This is a genomic window from Micromonospora sp. RTBAU3-60, assembly GCF_054963695.1.
This window is the reverse complement of the sequence record NZ_JBUEGB010000016.1, coordinates 135056-151440: the sequence shown is the minus strand read 5'-3', so window position 1 is coordinate 151440 and position 16385 is coordinate 135056. Positions and strand designations below refer to the sequence as shown.

Here is a 16385-nt window from a genome sequence, read left to right as displayed (position 1 = left end):
CCGCCGTCAGGGGGTGGGTGACAGCGGCGAGCCGTCCGGCGCGACCGGGTCGGCGGCGCGGGGGGCCGGCGCGGTCCAGCCCGGTTCGAGCTGCCGGCGGGCGGCGTCGAGGAACGCCTCCGCGTACGAGTCGGCGGGGAAGTCGCCCAGGTAGCGGGTGCGGGTGGCCCAGCGCTCGGCGGCCTTCGGGTCGGTGTCGAGCAGCTCGGTCAGCACCTCGTCCACGTTGGACATGTCCCGGCGCAGCACGTAGCCGGAGCCGGCCAGGGGGAACCGTGCGACGAACTCGTCGCCGTCGGCGCCCATGTCGGTCACCACGTACGGCTTGCCGGAGTAGAGGTAGTCGGAGATCACCCCGGAGACGTCCGAGACCAGCGCGTCGGAGCGGTTGACGCAGTCGGTCAGGGTCAGCTCGCGGGTGGCCGCCGTGCCCCACACGTGCTCCCGACCGGTCTTCGCCTTGTCCGCGGCGAGCAGCTCGGTGAGCCGGGCCAGCTGCCGCGCCGAGGCCGGGTTCTGCGCGGTGTACGGGTGGTGCCGCAGGATCACCGTGGCGCCCCGGTCCAGCAGCCGGCGGAGCACCGTCTCGGCCACCGGCAGGGAGCAGTAGTTCGCATCGGCGTGGTGTCCCGTCCAGGTGGGGGTGTAGAGCACCGTCGGGTTGGTCAGGCCGCGGGCCGGCTCCCGGCGTACCTCGATCGCCTCCACCTGGGGACGGCCGACCACCACGAACTTCTCGGCGGGGATCTCCACGCCGGCCCGCGCGTACCGGTCGATCGCCGCCTGCCCGGCCACGAAGATCCGGTCGAAGATCGCCGACACCGGGTTGGCGCTGGGCGCCTTGTCGCTGTCCCCGTGGTGCAGCTGCACGTGGGTCAGGTGGGAGAACCGGATGCAGTGGCTGTTCTTCGCGCCGTGATTGACGTAGAACGCCGCCCGCAGGCTGGGCACCAGCGCTTCGTCCATGGCCTTGAGGGTCGGGCAGAAGACCACCGGCGCGCGGGTCGCGGCGGCGATCGTCGGCAGGAACTCCGGCTCCCGCAGCATGACCAGGAACGGCCGACCGATCCGTTCCAGATAGGGCAGCCACATGGTGACCTGGTACTCCGACCCGGGCGGGGCGGAGAAGTGGAGCACGAACTCGGGCTGGTGGCGGCGCAGCGCCCGGCCCACCGGGCCGCCCCCGGCCGGCGGCCGGAACCGCCGGCGGGCCAGGTCCAGCCCGACCGCACCGCACCCGACGCCGACGAGCAGGGCGGCGACCAGCGCCAGCCAGGCCGGGAGGGCCAGGCCGGCGGCCACCGCCACCACGGCGAGCAGCACCAGCAGCGCGTCACCGAGCCGCGCGGCCACCAGCGGCGTCCAGGTGCGGACCGGCAGGTTGGCGGCGCGGATCTCCAGCGCCCCCGCCTCGCGCAGCGGCCCGACCAGCAGCACCAGGCCGAGCAGCACCAGCGCGGTGGCGGCCAGCGCCGGGTCGAAGCCGGCGTCGAGCCGGCGGGCGTAGCCGACCAGGATCCCGGCGGCGACCAGCACCGACTCGGCGACGCCGTCGGCGGTGGGCCGTACCCGGCGCTCCCACGCGGCGGCGGCCAGGGCGGCGACCGCGATCGCCAGCCCCCAACCCGTCGCCCCGGTGAGCGCCACGACGAGGAACGCCAGCACCGCCAGCCCGGTGGTCAGTGCCCGGGCGAGCAGCTTCCGGACCAGGTCACCACGCATCGCTACCACCCCGTCCCGCTGGTCGCCCGGCCCGACGTCGGCGCCGGGTGCGCGTCCGGCTGGGCCGGCACCACGGCGACCTGCTCGCCGCCCGCCGCCGGCTCACCCGGCGCCCGGCGGACGTCGATGACCTGGCCGGTCAGGTCGGAGATGAGCACGTCGAGGGAGGCCTGCGCGACCGCCTCGGCGGAGAGCAGGGTGTGCTCCGGCTCCTCGCCGAACGCCCTGGTACGCATCGGCGTGGCGGTGCGCTCCGGGTTGACGCAGTTGACCCGTACGCCGAACTCGGCCCACTCGTCGGCGAGCGCCTGGGTCAGGTTGACCAGGGCGGCCTTGGTGGCGGAGTAGAGCGCGTACCGGGCCCGGCCCCGGGTGTAGGAGCTGGAGGTGTAGAGCAGCAGCTGGCCCTTGGTCTGCTGGAGGTACGGCAGCGACTGCCGGGCGATGGTGACCGGGCCGACGAAGTTGACCTGCAGGAGCCGGTCCATCGTCGCCTCGTCCATCTCGGCGAGGGCGCCCTTCTCCAGGATCCCGGCGGTGACCACCACGTGGTCGATCCGGCCGGTCGCCTCGAAGGCGGTGGTCAGCGCGGCCGCCACGTCCTCGGCCCGCTCCACGTGGGTGCCGGTGGTGGAGCGGCTGAACGGGAAGACCTGGGCGCCGTAGCGGCGGGCCAGCTCGGTCAGCTCGTGGCCGATGCCGTAGCTGCCGCCGAAGACCACCACGGTCCGGCCGGTCAGCTCCTCCGTGTAGCTGCGGTGGTCGGTCACCCGGGGCGTCTGCGCGGCGGCGAGCTGGAAGAGCTTGTCCGCCAGGTGCACGTCGACCGGGTGGGTGACCTTGATGTTCTCGTCCGAGCCGTCGATCACCTTGATCGGCGTGCCGGGCAGGTAGCGCAGCACCACGCCGCAGTCGTCGGTGGCGGCGAAGTCCGGGTCACCCTCGGCCCGCCGGTACGCCTCGCGGATGGTGCCGGACCGGAACGCCTGCGGGGTCTGGCCCCGGCGCAGGGCGGCGCGGACCGGGATGTCGGTGATGCAGTCGTGCTCGTCCACCTGGATGATCGTGTCGGCGGACGGGATGGCCACGTCGACCGCCGAGTAGGTCCAGAGGGCGTTCACGCACTCGCGGATGATCCGGCCGCTGACCAGCGGTCGCACCGCGTCGTGGAAGAGGATGTTGCAGTCCTCGGGGCCGATCACGTCCAGGGCCAGCCGGGTGGTGGCGTTGCGCGTGTCGCCGCCCTCGCCGATGAAGGTGACCTTGCGGAAGCCGGCCTGTTCGACGATGCGCTCGGCGTCGTGGACGTGGCCGGCCGCCATCAGCACGATGATCTGGTCGATCTCCGGCGCGGCCTCGAAGACCGCGAGGGTGTGCTCGATGATGGGCTTGCCGGCGACCTTGAGCAGCTGCTTGGGAATGCCCAGGCCGAGCCGGGTGCCCGTGCCGCCGGCCAGGATCACCGCCACGGTCCGGCTGGGGCGCCAGGGGGCGGGGGCCGGCGCCGTGGCCGGATGCTGGGTCATGCGGTCCTCACCGTTGTCACCAATGTTGCTCACGGGTTCACCGAGCCGGGTTTGCGGGAGTCGTCGCGCGGATCCGCCGAGCGCTCGGGTCGTACGACCATAGCTCCCGGCCCGGCCCGAACGACGCGGGACGGGCACCCCGGCCGATGCGTCGGGGTGCCCGTTTCCGCACTACTTGCCGCTCGTGAACGCCTCGTACTGCGCGATCACGTCGGCGGTCGGCCCGTCGGCCCGCATCACGCCCGACTCCAGCCAGATCGTCCGCTCGCAGGTCTCCTGGATGGTGCTGAGCTGGTGGCTGACCAGGAAGACGGTGCCGGCGCTCTCGCGCAGCTCGCGAACCCGCTGTTCGCTGCGCCGGCGGAACTTCCGGTCACCGGTGGCGAGGGCCTCGTCGATGAGCAGCACGTCGTGGTCCTTCGCCGAGGAGATCGCGAAGCGCAGCCGGGCCGACATGCCGGAGGAGTACGTCCGCATCGGCAGCGAGCCGAAGTCGCCGCGCTCGTTGATGCCGGAGAACTCGATGACCTCGGGCGTCCGCTGCTTCACCACCTCGGGCGAGAAGCCCATCGCCAGCAGGCCCAGCGCCACGTTCCGCTCGCCGGTGAGGTCGTTGAGCAGGGCCGCGTTGACGCCGAGCAGGGCGGGCTGGCCCTGGGCGTAGACGGCGCCCCGGGTCACCGGCAGCAGGCCGGCGATCGCCCGCAGCAGGGTGGACTTGCCCGAGCCGTTGCTGCCGATGAGGCCGATCGCCTCGCCCCGGTAGGCGGTGAAGGTCACGCCCTTGACGGCGTGCACCTCCCGCACGGTGGGGGCGGGCATCCGGGTCAGGATCCGCTTCAGGGCGCTCACCGGCGTGTTGGTGTTGGCCGAGCCGGCGCCGTGCACCCGGTAGATCACGTGGGCGTCGTCGACGATCACCGTGGGGATGCGCCGCCCGTCGGCCGTCGTCTTCGCGTGCTGGGGGAGGGTGGTGGTCTCAGCCACGGCCGTACTCCGTTTCTCCGCGCCAGAAGTAGAGGTAGCCGCCGACGCCGATCACAGCGGACCAGACGGCCGCCATGACCCAGAGCCGGGGTGCCGACGAGCTCAGCGGGGCGTTCTCCATGAGCGCGTGCCGGACAAGCTCGATGTAGATCAGCAGCGGGTTGGCGTGCACGATCTCGATCGCGATCGGGTTGTGGATGTTCTGGGCGAACTTGTCCACGCTGTAGAGCACGCCGGAGCCGTACATCCAGGTCCGCATGATGAACGGCATCAGGTTCTTGATGTCGACGATCTTGGCGCCGACCCGCGCGAGTCCCAGCGCCAGGCCGGCGTTGAAGATCGACTGCAGGATCACCGCGGGCACCACGAGCAGCCACTCCAGGGTGATCGGCTCGCCGGTCACCAGCACGATGCCGACCAGGACCACCATGGCGGTGACCAGGTGCTGCAGCTGGATCAGGGTGGCCGCCAGCGGCATGGTCGCCCGGGGGAAGTGCATCGCCCGGATCATGCCCAGGTTGCCGCTGATCGACGACACCCCGGTGGAGACCGCGGCCGAGGTGAAGGTGAAGACGAACAGGCCGATGCAGAGATACCCGATGAAGTTGCTGACGCCGCCGCGGGTGTTGAGGATCACACCGAAGATCAGGAAATAGACCGCCGCGTTGGTCAGCGGGGTCAGCACCTGCCACAGCCGGCCGAGCCGGGCCGTGCTGAACGACGCCACCACCTTGGCGTTCGCGTACGCCGCGATGAAGTGTCGGTAGGACCACAGCTGCCGCGTGTACGCGGCCAGAGAGGGGCGGGCCCCGGCGAACGTCAGGCCGTAACGCTCGGCGAGCTGCCTCTGCGTCAGTCCTGCGTCGGGGTCGGCCACCGCCGTGTTGGCCATGGGTAGGCGCTCCGATCTTTCGGTGTGCGGGATGAGCGCGACAACGGAAGGTGGGGCGCGAAGCCGTCGCCCCGCCCGCTCGCTGGACGCAAGGTAGTCCATGGGTACGTCGCGACGCAACCGTTCCGTCGCTGCGCTACATTGTTCCACGTGGCGACCGAGAAGAGGCGTGCTCCGGCCGGCGCGGCGGTGCTCCGAGACGACATCACCAGCGCGATCCGGGACGCCGTCATGCACGAACTCGCCGTCGTAGGCTACGCACGGCTGTCGATCGAGGCGGTGGCCCGGCGGGCCGGGGTGAGCAAGGCGGCCGTCTATCGCCGCTGGAGTTCCAAGCTCGACCTGGTCCTGGAGATCGTCGGGTCGGTGGCCGGCCAGCGCCTGCTGCTGCCGGACACCGGCAGCCTCACCGGCGACCTCGAGGTGGTCTACCTGATCATGTCGCGCGCCCTGCGCCACCCGCTGGCGTCACAGATCATCCCGGACCTGCTCGCCGAGGCCGCCCGCAACCCGCAGATCGGGCAGACCCTGCAGGAGGTGCTGCGCAACAACCAGCAGGCGCTCGGGGAGCGGCTGATCGGACTCGCCGTGACGCGGGGCGAGCTGACCGCGATCGACCCGGTCGCCGCCACCGACCTGATCGTCGGCCCGCTCTACTGGCGGCTGGCCATCGCGCGGGTGCCGCTGGACCCCGCCGAGATCCCCCGGCTCGCCGCGGCCGTCGCCGGCGCCCTCCAGGCCGCCTGCCAGACGCCCCTGCCGAACCAGGACGAGGGGCAGTTGGTTGCCCAGCAGCAGTGACACACCCGCCCCACACGTCCCACCCGTACCGCCCATCCCACCCGAATCCGTACCGGTTAGCATCGCGGCCGGACGAGCTCCAACCGACAGGAGGAAGCCCATGTCTGGGCCCAATGCAGAGTTCATCCCCCCAGCCAGGCCGGTGATCGGCGAGGCCGAGATCGAGGCGGCTGTGCGGGTCCTGCGCAGCGGGATGGTCGTCCAAGGCCCTGAGGTGGCGGCCTTCGAGCAGGAGTTCGGCGACCTCGTCGCCGGCCGCCACTGCGTGGCGGTCAACTCCGGCACCTCCGCCCTGCAGCTGACCCTCATGGCCCTCGGCTTCGGCCCGGGCGACGAGATCATCGTGCCCTCGTTCTCGTTCGCCGCGAGCGCCAACGCCGTCCGCCTGGTCGGCGCCACGCCGGTCTTCGTGGACATCGAGCCCGGCAGCTTCTGCATCGACCCGGCCGCCGTCGAGGCGGCCGTCGGGCCCCGCACGGTCGCGATCATGCCCGTCCACCTGTACGGCCACCCGGCCGCCATGGACCGGATCATGCCGATCGCGGAGCGGCACGGCCTGGCCGTGGTCGAGGACGCGGCCCAGGCGCACGGGGCCAGCCTCGGTGGCACCCCGGTGGGCGCCTTCGGCGCCGCCGGCTGCTTCAGCTTCTACCCGACGAAGAACATGCACAGCCTCGAGGGCGGCATGATCACCACCGCCGACGCCGGCGTCGCCCGCACCCTGCGGCTGCTGCGCAACCAGGGCATGGAGCAGCGGTACGCCAACGAGATCGTGGGCGCCAACATGCGGATGACCGACGTGGCGGCGGCGATCGGCCGGGTGCAGCTGCGCCAGCTCCCGGAGTGGACCGCCCAGCGCCAGGCGAACGCCAAGTTCCTCGACTCGAAGATCACCGGCATGGTGACCCCGCCGGTCGCCGACGCCGCGGTGCACGTCTACCACCAGTACACGGTCCGGGTCCGCGGTGACCGGGACGCGGCCCAGAAGCGCCTCACCGAGCTGGGCATCGGCAACGCCGTCTACTACCCGACCCCGATCCACCGGCTGAAGCCGTACCTCACCGAGGACGGCAAGCCCGGCCCGTGGGACCTGCCGGAGACCGAGCGGGCCGCCGCCGAGGTGGTCTCGCTGCCGGTGCACCCGTCGCTGAGCGCGGCCGACCTGGAGCGGATCGCCGAGGGCGCGAACCTCGCCGGGGGCGCCCGATGAGCCGCGGCAAGCAGCTGCGCGCCGGCCTGATCGGCCTCGGCGCGATGGGGCGCAACCACGCCCGGGTGCTCTCCGGCCTGGACGGAGTCGAGCTGGTCGGCATCGTCGACCCCGCCGGTGACCCGACCGGGCAGCTCCGCGCGCCGGTGCTGCCCACGCTGGAGGACCTGCTCGCCCTCGGCATCGACTACGCGGTCGTGGCCTGCCCCACCGCGCTGCACGAGCCGATCGGCGTGGAGCTGGCCCGCAACGGGGTCAGCGCCCTGATCGAGAAGCCGCTGGCCCAGTCGGTGGAGGCGTCGGTCCGCCTGGTCGAGGCGTTCGAGACGGCCGGCCTGGTCGCCGGCGTGGGCCACATCGAGCGCTACAACCCCTCCCTGCAGAACCTGCGGGTGCGCCTGGAGGCCGGTGAGCTGGGCGAGGTGTACCAGGTGGTCACCCGGCGGCAGGGCCCGTTCCCGCACCGCATCGCCGACGTCGGCGTGGTCATGGACCTGGCGACCCACGACATCGACCTCACCGGCTGGGTGACCGGGCGGGAATACACCTCGGTGTCGGCCCGCACGGTGTCCCGCAGCGGCCGGCTGCACGAGGACATGGTGGCCGCGGTCGGGCAGCTCACCGACGGCACCATGGTCAGCCACCTGGTGAACTGGCTGAGCCCGCTCAAGGAGCGGTCCACCGTGATCACCGGCGACCGGGGCTGCTTCGTCGCGGACACGCTCACCGCCGACCTCACCTTCTACGCCAACGCGGCCATCGACATGGAGTGGGAGGCGCTGCGGACCTTCCGCGGCGTCGCGACCGGCGACATGATCCGGTACGCGATCCCGAAGCGGGAGCCGCTGCTGGTCGAGCACGAGCGCTTCCGCGACGCGGTCGAGGGCAAGGAGAGCGACATCGTCACCCTGCGGCAGGGCCTGCGGACCGTGCAGGTCGCCGCCGCACTGCTGGAGTCCGCGTCGGCCGGGGTGACCGTCTCGGTCGCGCCGTCTGACAGCGGCGACCCGCTGCCGTCCGCCGTCGCGTCCTGACGGCCGACTGCACGAGGAGGCAGGGCACCTGATGGAAGCCGGTAGCACGCCGCGCCCGACCCGTGGCCGCGTCGTCATGCTCGTCGACAACGGCGTGCAGGGCGACTCGCGGGTCCAGAAGACGGCCCGTTCGGCAGCGGAGGCCGGGTGGGACGTCGTGCTGCTCGGCATCCTCAGCAACGGTGCCCAGGAGAACTGGTCGATCGGGGACGCGCGGGTCCGGCTGATCCGCGTGCCCCGGTCGCTCGGCCAGCACCCCAGCCAGTTCCACCGCTCGCTGCGCCGGCCGCTGGCGTACCCGCCCGGGCGGCACGGCGGCTACCGGATCCAGCGGATGAAGGCCTGGCAGGCGGCGATCGCGGAACGGCGGGTGGCCCTCGCGGTCGCCCGCCGCACCGGCTCGGCCTCGCTCACCCAGCGCCTCGGCGGTCTGCTCGCCCCGCCGGCCTCGCTGGCCGCCAGGGCGCTCGGCCGCTGGGCCAAGTTCCGCGGCGGCGAGCTGCACCGCCTCCGGCTGCGCCAGCAGGACCCCGACAACCTGATCACCCGCACGTCGATCCGGTTCTGGCAGACGCTGCTCGGCCCGCGCAGCTGGCGCCGGCTGGACCGCGGGCTGTGGGACTACGAGTTGGCGTTCGGCCCGGTCATCGACCAGTTGGCGCCGGACATCATCCACGCCAACGACTTCCGCATGATCGGCGTGGGTGCCCGGGCGGCCCGGCGGGCCCGGGCGCGCGGGCTCGGCACCAAGCTGGTCTGGGACGCGCACGAGTTCGTCGGCGGGGTGCTCGGCCGCGCCGACAACCCCCGCTGGCTGCCCGCCCAGGTCGCCCACGTGGAGGAGTACATCGACGCGGCGGACGCCGTCATCACCGTCTCGGCGACCCTGGCCGAGCTGCTCCAGCGCACGCACCGGCTCCCGGTCCGCCCCGACGTGGTGCTCAACGCCCCGCCTCGGCCGGTCACCGGCGTGCCCGATGGCAGCACGGACGTCCGCGACGCGTGCGGCATCGACGCGGCGACGCCGCTGCTGGTCTACTGCGGCGGGGTGAACCCGTCCCGGGGTGTCGAGCTGATGATCGACGCACTGCCGCAGCTGGAGAAGCTGCACGTCGCCCTGGTCACCCTGCACCCCACCGCGAGCAACGCGGCCTCCGAGGCGTTGCGGGCCCGGGCGGTGGAACTCGGCGTCGCCGACCGGGTGCACCTGCTGCCGTACGTGCCGCACTGGCGGGTGCCGGCCTTCCTGGCCAGCGCCGACGCCGGCGTCATCCCGATCCACCACAAGCCCAACCACGAGCTGGCGCTGATCACGAAGTTCCTCGAGTACTCCCACGCCCGGCTGCCGATCGTGGTGAGCGATGTCCGCACGATGGCCGACACGGTCCGGGAGACCGGCCAGGGCGAGGTCTTCCGCGCCGAGGACGTCGCGGACTACCTCCGCGCGGTGCGGGCGGTGCTCGCCGACCCGGCCCGCTACCGGGCCGCGTACGACCGCCCCGGCCTGCTGGACGGGTGGACCTGGGAGGCGCAGGCCGAGGTGCTGGAAGGCGTCTACCGCCGGCTCCGGCCCGACCTGGCGCCGCCGGCCGCGGCGCCCACCGGGGCGGCGGTCGCCGCGGGCTGACCCGCACCGGCACGGGCCACCTCTCGTGCCGCCGGTCGCCCCACCCCTGCCAGACGACCTCGGCCGGCCCGCATGGTCCGGGCCGACCGAGGTCGTACGCCTATGCCTGGCGACCCGGCAGGAACAGCTCGTCGAAGTCGTGCCGGACCACGCTCCAGTCCCAGGTCTTCGTCGCGTGCCCGGCCGCGGCGGCGCCCTCCGCCCGCCAGCCGTCCTCGGTGGCGGTCGCCGCCCGGATCCGCTCCGCCGCCTCCGCCGGGGTGCCGACCACCCAGTCGGCGGGGAACAGCGTCCGGGCACTGGCCTCCCGCCCGGCGAAGAACGGCCAGTCCCGCGCCACCGGGACCGCGCCGCTGGCCGCGCCCTCGACCAGGGCGCAGTGGAAGCTCTCCCGCACCGAGCTGCTGAGAATGACCCCGATCCCGCTGAGCACCCCGGGCACGTCGTCGGTGTGCCCGATCCGCGTCACCGCGCCGGACGGTTCCAACTCGGCCAGGTCCGCCGTCAACGCGGCCTGGTACTGGCGGACGGACTCGCTCGCCTTCGGGTCGAGGCCGCCACCGACCAGCACCAGCCGGTACCGTTCGTCGTCCGCCCGCAGCCGGCGAAGCACCTCGATCGCCCAGCGCGGGTCCTTGGCCACCGCGCTGGTGCCGATCAGACCGAGCGTGAACCGGGCGGACGGCTCCTTCGGGCGGTCGTACCGCCGCAGGTCCATGGCGTTCGGGATGACGTGCAGGCGGGGAGCCTGCTCCCCGGTGAGCGCCGGCACCACCTCGCAGGTCAGGTCCCGGAGGTGGTCCGAGACGAAGACCAGGTCGTCCACCCGGGAGAAGTCGATCAGGTGGGGCCAGAAGCTGAACGCCTCGAAGCTGTGCAGCCGCATGACCACCCGGGTGTCGCCGGGGTCGACCAGGGTGGTCATCCCGGCGGCGGCGACGCACCAGTCGACGAAGAGGGTGTCCGCCCAGTCCAGGTGCGGCCGCAGCCACTCCTCGACCCGGTTGCCGTACTCGCTGCGGCCGGCGACGAGATGCTCGACGATGCCGGCCGGGTTGTGGGTCAGCGGCGCCGCGACCGGATCGTCGGCCAGGTGCAGGTAACGCAGCTCGACGCCGGGCGCCTCGGCGTACCGCTCCTTGATCTCCCGCAGGAAGTGGGCGTTGCCGTTGGTCATGATGAGCAGGCGCAGCGGCCGGTCCGCCGGGGGTGTGGCCGCCGGCGTCGCCCGCCCGCGCGGGGTGGCCATCGCCCGGGCGGTCGCGCTGGCCCGCAGCGGGGCCAGGAACTCGGCCGGCCGCTCGGCCAGCGGTGAGCTGAGCTGGTCGAAGTGCGGCACCCGGTGAAACAGCAACCGCATGGCCTTGTACAACGACTTCGCCGCCCGGGCCTGCTGGCGGGGGAGGAACTCGTCGGCGAGCGCGAGTTCGGCCGTGACCGCCTCGGTCAGGCAGACCGGGACGCGACCCAGGTCGAGCTCGGCGGTGGCCTCCCGGGTCAGCAGGTCGGCCCGGCTCTTGCGGCCGCCGATCCGGCCGGTCGCGGCGGCGGTCGTCGCCGCCGCGAGGCGGGGGGCGTCCGCCTGCACCGACCGCAGGTGCACCCGGTACGCGAGGGCCACCCGCACCCGCTCCGGCAGACCGGGGGCGGCCACCGCCGAGCGCCACAGCCGACCGCCGACGCGGCTGCGCAGCACCGCCGGCGCCATCGCCGCCTCCAGCGACTCCCGGGCCCCGGTCACCGCCGCGCGCCGCGCCCCGCGTACCACGATGCCGGCCCGGGCGGACAGCCGCTCCGACGCCCGCCGGGCGACCCGGTGCGTCCCCTCGTGGCGGGCCCGGACGATCCGCCCGGCCGCCCCGATCCCGTTGCAGGCGTCCGCCCGCGGCTGCCGCTGGGCCATCTCCCACACCGCGTGCACGGCCGTCGAATCGAGCGCGACCAGCACGTCGGCCGTCCGCACCCAGCGGCGGGTCCACGGATCGGCCCAGGCCCGGACCCAGAGGGCGCGGGACGGCTGGGTGATCCGGGCCAGGGCCCGGCGCAGCCGCGGGTCCGCCGGCTCGGCCGCGAGCGTGCGGACCTCGGCGAGACCGGGCTCCAGGGCCAGCGCGTCCGCGTCGACGTCGCCGACGATGCCGACCGAGGCGCCCTGCGCGCGGAACCGACGCAACGCCTCGACCAGCACGGACTTCTGCTGTGGCCGCTCACCGGCCACGATGAGCACCTTCGTCATGCCTGTCCGCCTTCGCTGGAGGTGCTGTCACTGCCCGGGCCGGTCGCCGCTCCGGTGACCATCGCGGTCGCCTCGGCGACGGCGGGGGCGAGCTGCGCGCCGCGGGCGAACTGGCGGGCGTGCGCCTGTGCGGCGGCCCGCTGCTCGTCGGTCGCCTCGACGGCGAGCCGCGCCGCCGCCGTGAACGAGTCCGCGAGCCGGCGCGGGTCCAGCCCCACCGCTCCGGTCCACAGGGGATGGCCGGCGAGGACGGTGGCGGCGTCATGGTCGACCTCGTGCGCCGACACCACCGGCAGCCCGCTGGCGGCGTACTCGTAGACCTTGCCGGAGGTGACGAAGCGGCCACCCACCAGCATCAGCACCAGCGCGTCCCAGCGGCCGTAGGCGGCGGCCACCTCCGCCTTGGCCAGCGGCCCGCCGAACTCCACGCCGTCGCCTGCGGCAGCGCGCAGCAGCTCCATGTGCGCGTTCGCCTCGCGCAGCGCGCCCGCGCCGATGTGCCCGCGCACCTCGAACCGGCTCCGGACGAGCAGCGGGTCCTCGCGGCGCGCCATGCGCCAGGCGGTGAGCACCGAGTCGAGCAGCGCGGGCGCGAAGTTGATCGACCCGAGGTAGCCGAAGGTCAGCCCCGCCTCCGGATCGGGGCGGTGCGGGGTCGCCGGGACGCAGTCCTCGTCGTAACCGTTGCGCACCACCCGCACCCGGTCGCGCAGCGCCGGGTAGCGCTCGCGGTAGAAGTCGGCGATCGGCTCGTTGACGCACCACACCGCCCGGGCCTCGGCGAGCACCTTCTCCTCCCAGCGGCCCGCCGCGGAGTCCTTGGTGAAGGCCGCCCCGCCGCCGATCACGTCCACCGACCAGCCGTCGCGGAAGTCCACCACGTACGGCACCTGGTATTCCTGCCACAGCCGCCAGGTCGCGGCCAGGTTGACGTACGGGGCGCAGGTGGTCATGAGCAGGTCCGCCGCGTGCTCCTGGTGGACGCGCAGCACCGCCTTCTCCAACTCCGGCCGCCAGCCACCGAAGACCGGCTCGGGGAAGATCCGCAGCTCCTGCCGGCGCTGCTGCTCGATCCACCGCTGCGGGTGCAGCGAGCGGGCCTCGGAGAACGCCCGGATGTCGGTCTCCAGGTCCGTCCGCGCCAGCGGCAGCCGCTCGATGACGATGCGCGGGTCGACGCCCTCGGAGAGGGTGTGGTCGAGCCCGTACTCCCGCTCCCAGGACTCGTCCGCGATGGTGATGACCGTGACGTCCCAGCCGGCCGCGGCGAACTGGTTGGCGGTCTCGCGCATCCGGTAGGCGGAACTCTTGGCCGCCGGCGGAAAGCCGATGGCCAGGTAGATGACGTGTGGCCGGGCGCCCCGGCGGGGACGGCGGCCGGCCCGGGTCAGGGCCGCGAGGGGGGAAAGTCTGCTCTGCATCGTGCTGCTGGCGATCTCTTCCGGCAGGGATTGAGGGGTGTCGTGCGTGGGTCAGGCGAGAGCGTCGGCCAGGACCTCCACCACGCGGTGGGCGGCCCGCCCGTCGCCGAACGGCTCGCCGCGGGGAGCGGTCGGGGCCGGTCGGGTCAGCGCCGCCGCCAGGGCCGCCGTCCCCAACTGGTGGGGGTCGGGCACCAGGCGGTTCCAGTCGCCGTCGAGGGTCTCCGGCCACTCGGTCTGCGGGCGCAGGGTGGTGCACGGCCGGCCCAGGAGGTATGCCTCCTTCTGCAGCCCGCCGGAGTCGGTGACCACGCCCACCGAGCCGAGCACCGCGGCCACCATGCCCGCATACGGCAGGGGGCGGCCGACCCGCAGCGCGCCCCGGTCCAGCTTCACGCCGTGCTCGTCGGCCCGGGCCGTCAGCCGGGGGTGGGCGAGCAGCGCCACAGGCACCGGCAGGGCCGCCAGCGCGTCGACCAGGGCGGCGAGCCGCTCGGGGTCGTCGGTGTTCTCCGCCCGGTGCAGGGTGGCGACCAGGTACGGCTCGGTGGGGTCGATCCCGGCCGGCAGCGCGGGCGCCGGCTGCGCGCCGGCGAGCACGGTGTCCCGCACGGTGAAGCAGACGTCGACCATGACGTCGCCGACCAGCACCGACCGGCTCGCCAGGCCCTCGGTGGCGAGGTGCCGCATGGCCTCCTCGGTGGGCGCCAGCAGCAGGTCGGCGGCGTGGTCGGTGAGCACTCGGTTGTGCTCCTCCGGCATCCGCCGGTTGAACGAGCGCAGCCCGGCCTCCAGGTGCGCCACCCGCAGGTGCTGCTTCACCGCGGACAGCGCCCCGGCCAGGGTCGAGTTGGTGTCGCCGTAGACCAGCACCCAGTCGGGCCGTTCGGCCGCCAGGACCGGGTCGAGGGCGGCGAGCGCCTGCCCGGTCTGCACCCCGTGGCTGCCCGAGCCGATCCCGAGGTGGACATCGGGCGCCGGGATGCCCAGACCGGTGAAGAACACGTCGGACAGGTCGGCGTCGTAGTGCTGGCCGGTGTGCACGATGACGTGCCGATGCGCCGTGCCGGCGAAGGCGGCGGCGATCGGTGCGAGCTTGACCAGCTGGGGTCGGGCGCCGACGATGCTGACGACCTTCACGTGGCGGTACTCCAAGTCCTGCAGGCCGGCGCGGGCCGATGTCGTGCCGCGGGTCCGGGCCCCGACGCGCGGGCCGGCGCTGATCATGCGCTGCGGCTACCTTGCAACAGGGAGTCTAGCCAGTCCGGGACAGTGACTACCGTAGACTCGCCAGGCCCCCGCAGGGGCGGGAGACGACGGGGAGGGACACGGGCCGGATGATGTCCACAGGTGCCGACGGCGCCCGGCGCGGACGAATCGTGATGCTGGTGGACAACGGCGTCACCGGTGACTCCCGGGTCCAGAAGTCCGCCCGCTCCGCCGCCGCGGCGGGCTGGGAGGTGATCCTCCTCGGCCGGTCGCCGTCCGGGCTCCCCGAGACCTGGCACCTGGGGGAGGCCGAGGTCCGGCTGCTGCCCGTGCCGGCCACCCTGGCCAAGCACCGGCACGAGTACCGCCGCCGCTGGTTGCGCGCGCCGCTGGCGTACCCGCCGGGTGGCCTGGCCGCCCACCGCAAGCAGTGGGTCCGCGCCTGGCGGGCCGACCTGCGCCTGCGCGCGGCCCGCTCCGGCGCCTCGTCCCGGCTGCGGGCGGAGGAGAAGGCGGCCGGGCTGCTGGAGCGCTGGGTCGACTTCCGCGCGGCCCAGCAGAAGCGCTCGCCGCGGACCCTGCACGGGCCCTGGGACCGGACGTACACGGCGTTCTGGCAGCGGCTGATGGGCGACCGGGCGTGGCGGCGGCTGGCCCCGGGCCTGTGGGACTGGGAGCTGGCGTTCGGGCCGCTGATCGACCGGCTGAAGCCGGACCTGATCCACGCCAACGACTTCCGGATGCTCGGGGTCGGGGCCCGCGCCAAGATCCGCGCCCGGGCCCGGGGACGCGAGATCAAGCTGGTCTGGGACGCCCACGAGTTCCTGCCCGGCGTCCGGCCGGTCGCGCACAACGCCCGGTGGCTGCCGGCGCACGCCGCCCACGAGCGGGAGTACGCCCCGTACGCGGACGCGGTGCTGACGGTCTCGGACTCGCTGGCCGAGCTGCTGCGCACCACGCACCGCCTGCCCGAGCTGCCGACCGTGGTGCTGAACGCCCCGGAGGCGCAGTCCGACCGGCCGACCGACGACGGCGAACCGGTGCCGGACCTGCGCGCCCGGTGCGGGCTGGGGCCGGCGGTGCCGCTGGTGGTCTACAGCGGGGCCGCGGCCGAGCAGCGCGGGCTGGGCACGATGGTCGAGGCGCTGCCCCAGCTCGACGGCGTGCACGCCGCGTTCGTCGTCAACCGGCCGGACGGGGACTACGTCCAGGGGCTGCTCACCCGGGCCGCGGAGCTCGGGGTGGCCGACCGGGTGCACGTGCTGCCGTACGTGCCGCACTGGCAGGTCGCGCCCTTCCTGGCCGGCGCCGACGTCGGGGTGATCCCGATCCACCACTGGCCCAACCACGAGATCGCGCTGATCACGAAGTTCTTCGAGTATTCGCATGCCCGACTGCCGCTGGTCGTCAGCGACGTGAAGACTATGGCGGCGACGGTGCGCTCGACGGGCCAGGGCGAGGTGTTCCGGGCGGAGGACGTGGCCGACTACGTCCGTGCCGTTCGTCACGTGCTGGCCGATCCGCAGCGCTACCGGGCGGCGTACGAGCAGCCCGGGCTGCTGGCCGGCTGGACGTGGGAGGCGCAGGCGCGGGTGCTGGACGACCTGTACTCCCGGCTCCTGCCGGCCGCGCCCGCCGGCCCCGCCGGCGAGGCGGGTACGGCCGATGTGCGGCACCATGGAAGGACGGGGAGCACCCTTTCCGCCTGAGCTTCGCCGAC

At 73.7% G+C, this 16385-nt stretch carries 12 protein-coding genes; 5 read left to right on the top strand and 7 right to left on the bottom strand.

Translation table 11 applies throughout. The features are described from left to right. Positions 1–6 precede the first annotated feature (6 nt). The 4 genes from ACY34I_RS18450 to ACY34I_RS18435 all read right to left on the bottom strand — a co-directional run bounded on the left by ACY34I_RS18450 (position 7) and on the right by ACY34I_RS18435 (position 5127). On the bottom strand, positions 7–1722 hold the full coding sequence (locus ACY34I_RS18450) for a CDP-glycerol glycerophosphotransferase family protein (RefSeq protein WP_462756216.1): 1716 nt from the start codon (positions 1720–1722) through the stop codon (positions 7–9). 2 nt (positions 1723–1724) lie between these two features. Next, on the bottom strand, positions 1725–3248 hold the full coding sequence (locus tag ACY34I_RS18445) for an SDR family NAD(P)-dependent oxidoreductase (RefSeq protein WP_462756237.1): 1524 nt from the start codon (positions 3246–3248) through the stop codon (positions 1725–1727). A gap of 171 nt (positions 3249–3419) precedes the next feature. Then, a complete protein-coding gene (locus tag ACY34I_RS18440) occupies positions 3420–4235 on the bottom strand; it encodes an ABC transporter ATP-binding protein (protein WP_148794232.1) in 816 nt (271 codons plus the stop codon). Further along, positions 4228–5127 carry an ABC transporter permease gene (locus ACY34I_RS18435; RefSeq protein ID WP_462756215.1) on the bottom strand — a complete coding sequence of 300 codons (900 nt, stop codon included), beginning with the start codon at positions 5125–5127 and terminating at the stop codon, positions 4228–4230. Before ACY34I_RS18435 ends, ACY34I_RS18440 begins: the two co-directional genes overlap by 8 nt. Positions 5128–5277: 150 nt before the next feature. On the opposite strand from ACY34I_RS18435, the gene ACY34I_RS18430 reads away from it, so the two are divergent. The 4 genes from ACY34I_RS18430 to ACY34I_RS18415 all read left to right on the top strand — a co-directional run bounded on the left by ACY34I_RS18430 (position 5278) and on the right by ACY34I_RS18415 (position 9799). Then, entirely contained in the window at positions 5278–5928 is a 651-nt protein-coding gene (locus ACY34I_RS18430; protein ID WP_462756214.1) for a TetR/AcrR family transcriptional regulator, read from the top strand. A gap of 100 nt (positions 5929–6028) precedes the next feature. Continuing rightward, the gene (locus ACY34I_RS18425) at positions 6029–7138 is read left to right on the top strand and encodes a DegT/DnrJ/EryC1/StrS family aminotransferase (protein WP_462756213.1); all 1110 of its coding nucleotides are present in this window, start codon (positions 6029–6031) and stop codon (positions 7136–7138) included. After that, positions 7135–8172: a Gfo/Idh/MocA family protein gene (locus tag ACY34I_RS18420; RefSeq protein ID WP_148794228.1), complete on the top strand. Its 1038-nt coding sequence runs from the start codon at positions 7135–7137 to the stop codon at positions 8170–8172. The genes ACY34I_RS18425 and ACY34I_RS18420 overlap by 4 nt, the downstream gene beginning before the upstream one ends. 31 nt (positions 8173–8203) lie before the next feature. Continuing rightward, positions 8204–9799 (top strand): glycosyltransferase family 4 protein, encoded by a 1596-nt coding sequence (locus tag ACY34I_RS18415; protein ID WP_462756212.1) that lies wholly within the window; start codon positions 8204–8206, stop codon positions 9797–9799. A 100-nt stretch (positions 9800–9899) separates the two neighbouring features. Here ACY34I_RS18415 and ACY34I_RS18410 read toward each other — a convergent pair whose 3' ends face one another. From ACY34I_RS18410 to wecB, 3 genes are read right to left on the bottom strand one after another with little or no spacing between them, the layout of a single operon-like run. Further along, the gene (locus ACY34I_RS18410; RefSeq protein WP_462756211.1) at positions 9900–12035 is read right to left on the bottom strand and encodes a glycosyltransferase; all 2136 of its coding nucleotides are present in this window, start codon (positions 12033–12035) and stop codon (positions 9900–9902) included. After that, positions 12032–13456, bottom strand: coding sequence for a glycosyltransferase (locus ACY34I_RS18405; protein WP_462756210.1), 1425 nt, complete (start codon positions 13454–13456; stop codon positions 12032–12034). The genes ACY34I_RS18410 and ACY34I_RS18405 overlap by 4 nt, the downstream gene beginning before the upstream one ends. A gap of 51 nt (positions 13457–13507) precedes the next feature. Further along, a complete protein-coding gene (gene wecB, locus ACY34I_RS18400) occupies positions 13508–14596 on the bottom strand; it encodes a non-hydrolyzing UDP-N-acetylglucosamine 2-epimerase (RefSeq protein WP_462756236.1) in 1089 nt (362 codons plus the stop codon). A 242-nt stretch (positions 14597–14838) separates the two neighbouring features. On the opposite strand from wecB, the gene ACY34I_RS18395 reads away from it, so the two are divergent. After that, a complete protein-coding gene (locus ACY34I_RS18395; RefSeq protein ID WP_462756235.1) occupies positions 14839–16374 on the top strand; it encodes a glycosyltransferase in 1536 nt (511 codons plus the stop codon). Positions 16375–16385: the final 11 nt, after the last annotated feature.

What these genes read in the sequence shown, in the direction of transcription:
- ACY34I_RS18450 (WP_462756216.1), bottom strand. Translation starts at nt 1,722, where the DNA reads ATGCGTGGTGACCTGGTCCGGAAGCTGCTCGCCCGGGCACTGACCACC.
- ACY34I_RS18445 (WP_462756237.1), bottom strand. Translation starts at nt 3,248, where the DNA reads ATGACCCAGCATCCGGCCACGGCGCCGGCCCCCGCCCCCTGGCGCCCC.
- ACY34I_RS18435 (WP_462756215.1), bottom strand. Translation starts at nt 5,127, where the DNA reads ATGGCCAACACGGCGGTGGCCGACCCCGACGCAGGACTGACGCAGAGG.
- ACY34I_RS18425 (WP_462756213.1), top strand. Translation starts at nt 6,029, where the DNA reads ATGTCTGGGCCCAATGCAGAGTTCATCCCCCCAGCCAGGCCGGTGATC.
- ACY34I_RS18420 (WP_148794228.1), top strand. Translation starts at nt 7,135, where the DNA reads ATGAGCCGCGGCAAGCAGCTGCGCGCCGGCCTGATCGGCCTCGGCGCG.
- ACY34I_RS18415 (WP_462756212.1), top strand. Translation starts at nt 8,204, where the DNA reads ATGGAAGCCGGTAGCACGCCGCGCCCGACCCGTGGCCGCGTCGTCATG.
- ACY34I_RS18410 (WP_462756211.1), bottom strand. Translation starts at nt 12,035, where the DNA reads ATGACGAAGGTGCTCATCGTGGCCGGTGAGCGGCCACAGCAGAAGTCC.
- ACY34I_RS18405 (WP_462756210.1), bottom strand. Translation starts at nt 13,456, where the DNA reads ATGCAGAGCAGACTTTCCCCCCTCGCGGCCCTGACCCGGGCCGGCCGC.
- ACY34I_RS18395 (WP_462756235.1), top strand. Translation starts at nt 14,839, where the DNA reads ATGCTGGTGGACAACGGCGTCACCGGTGACTCCCGGGTCCAGAAGTCC.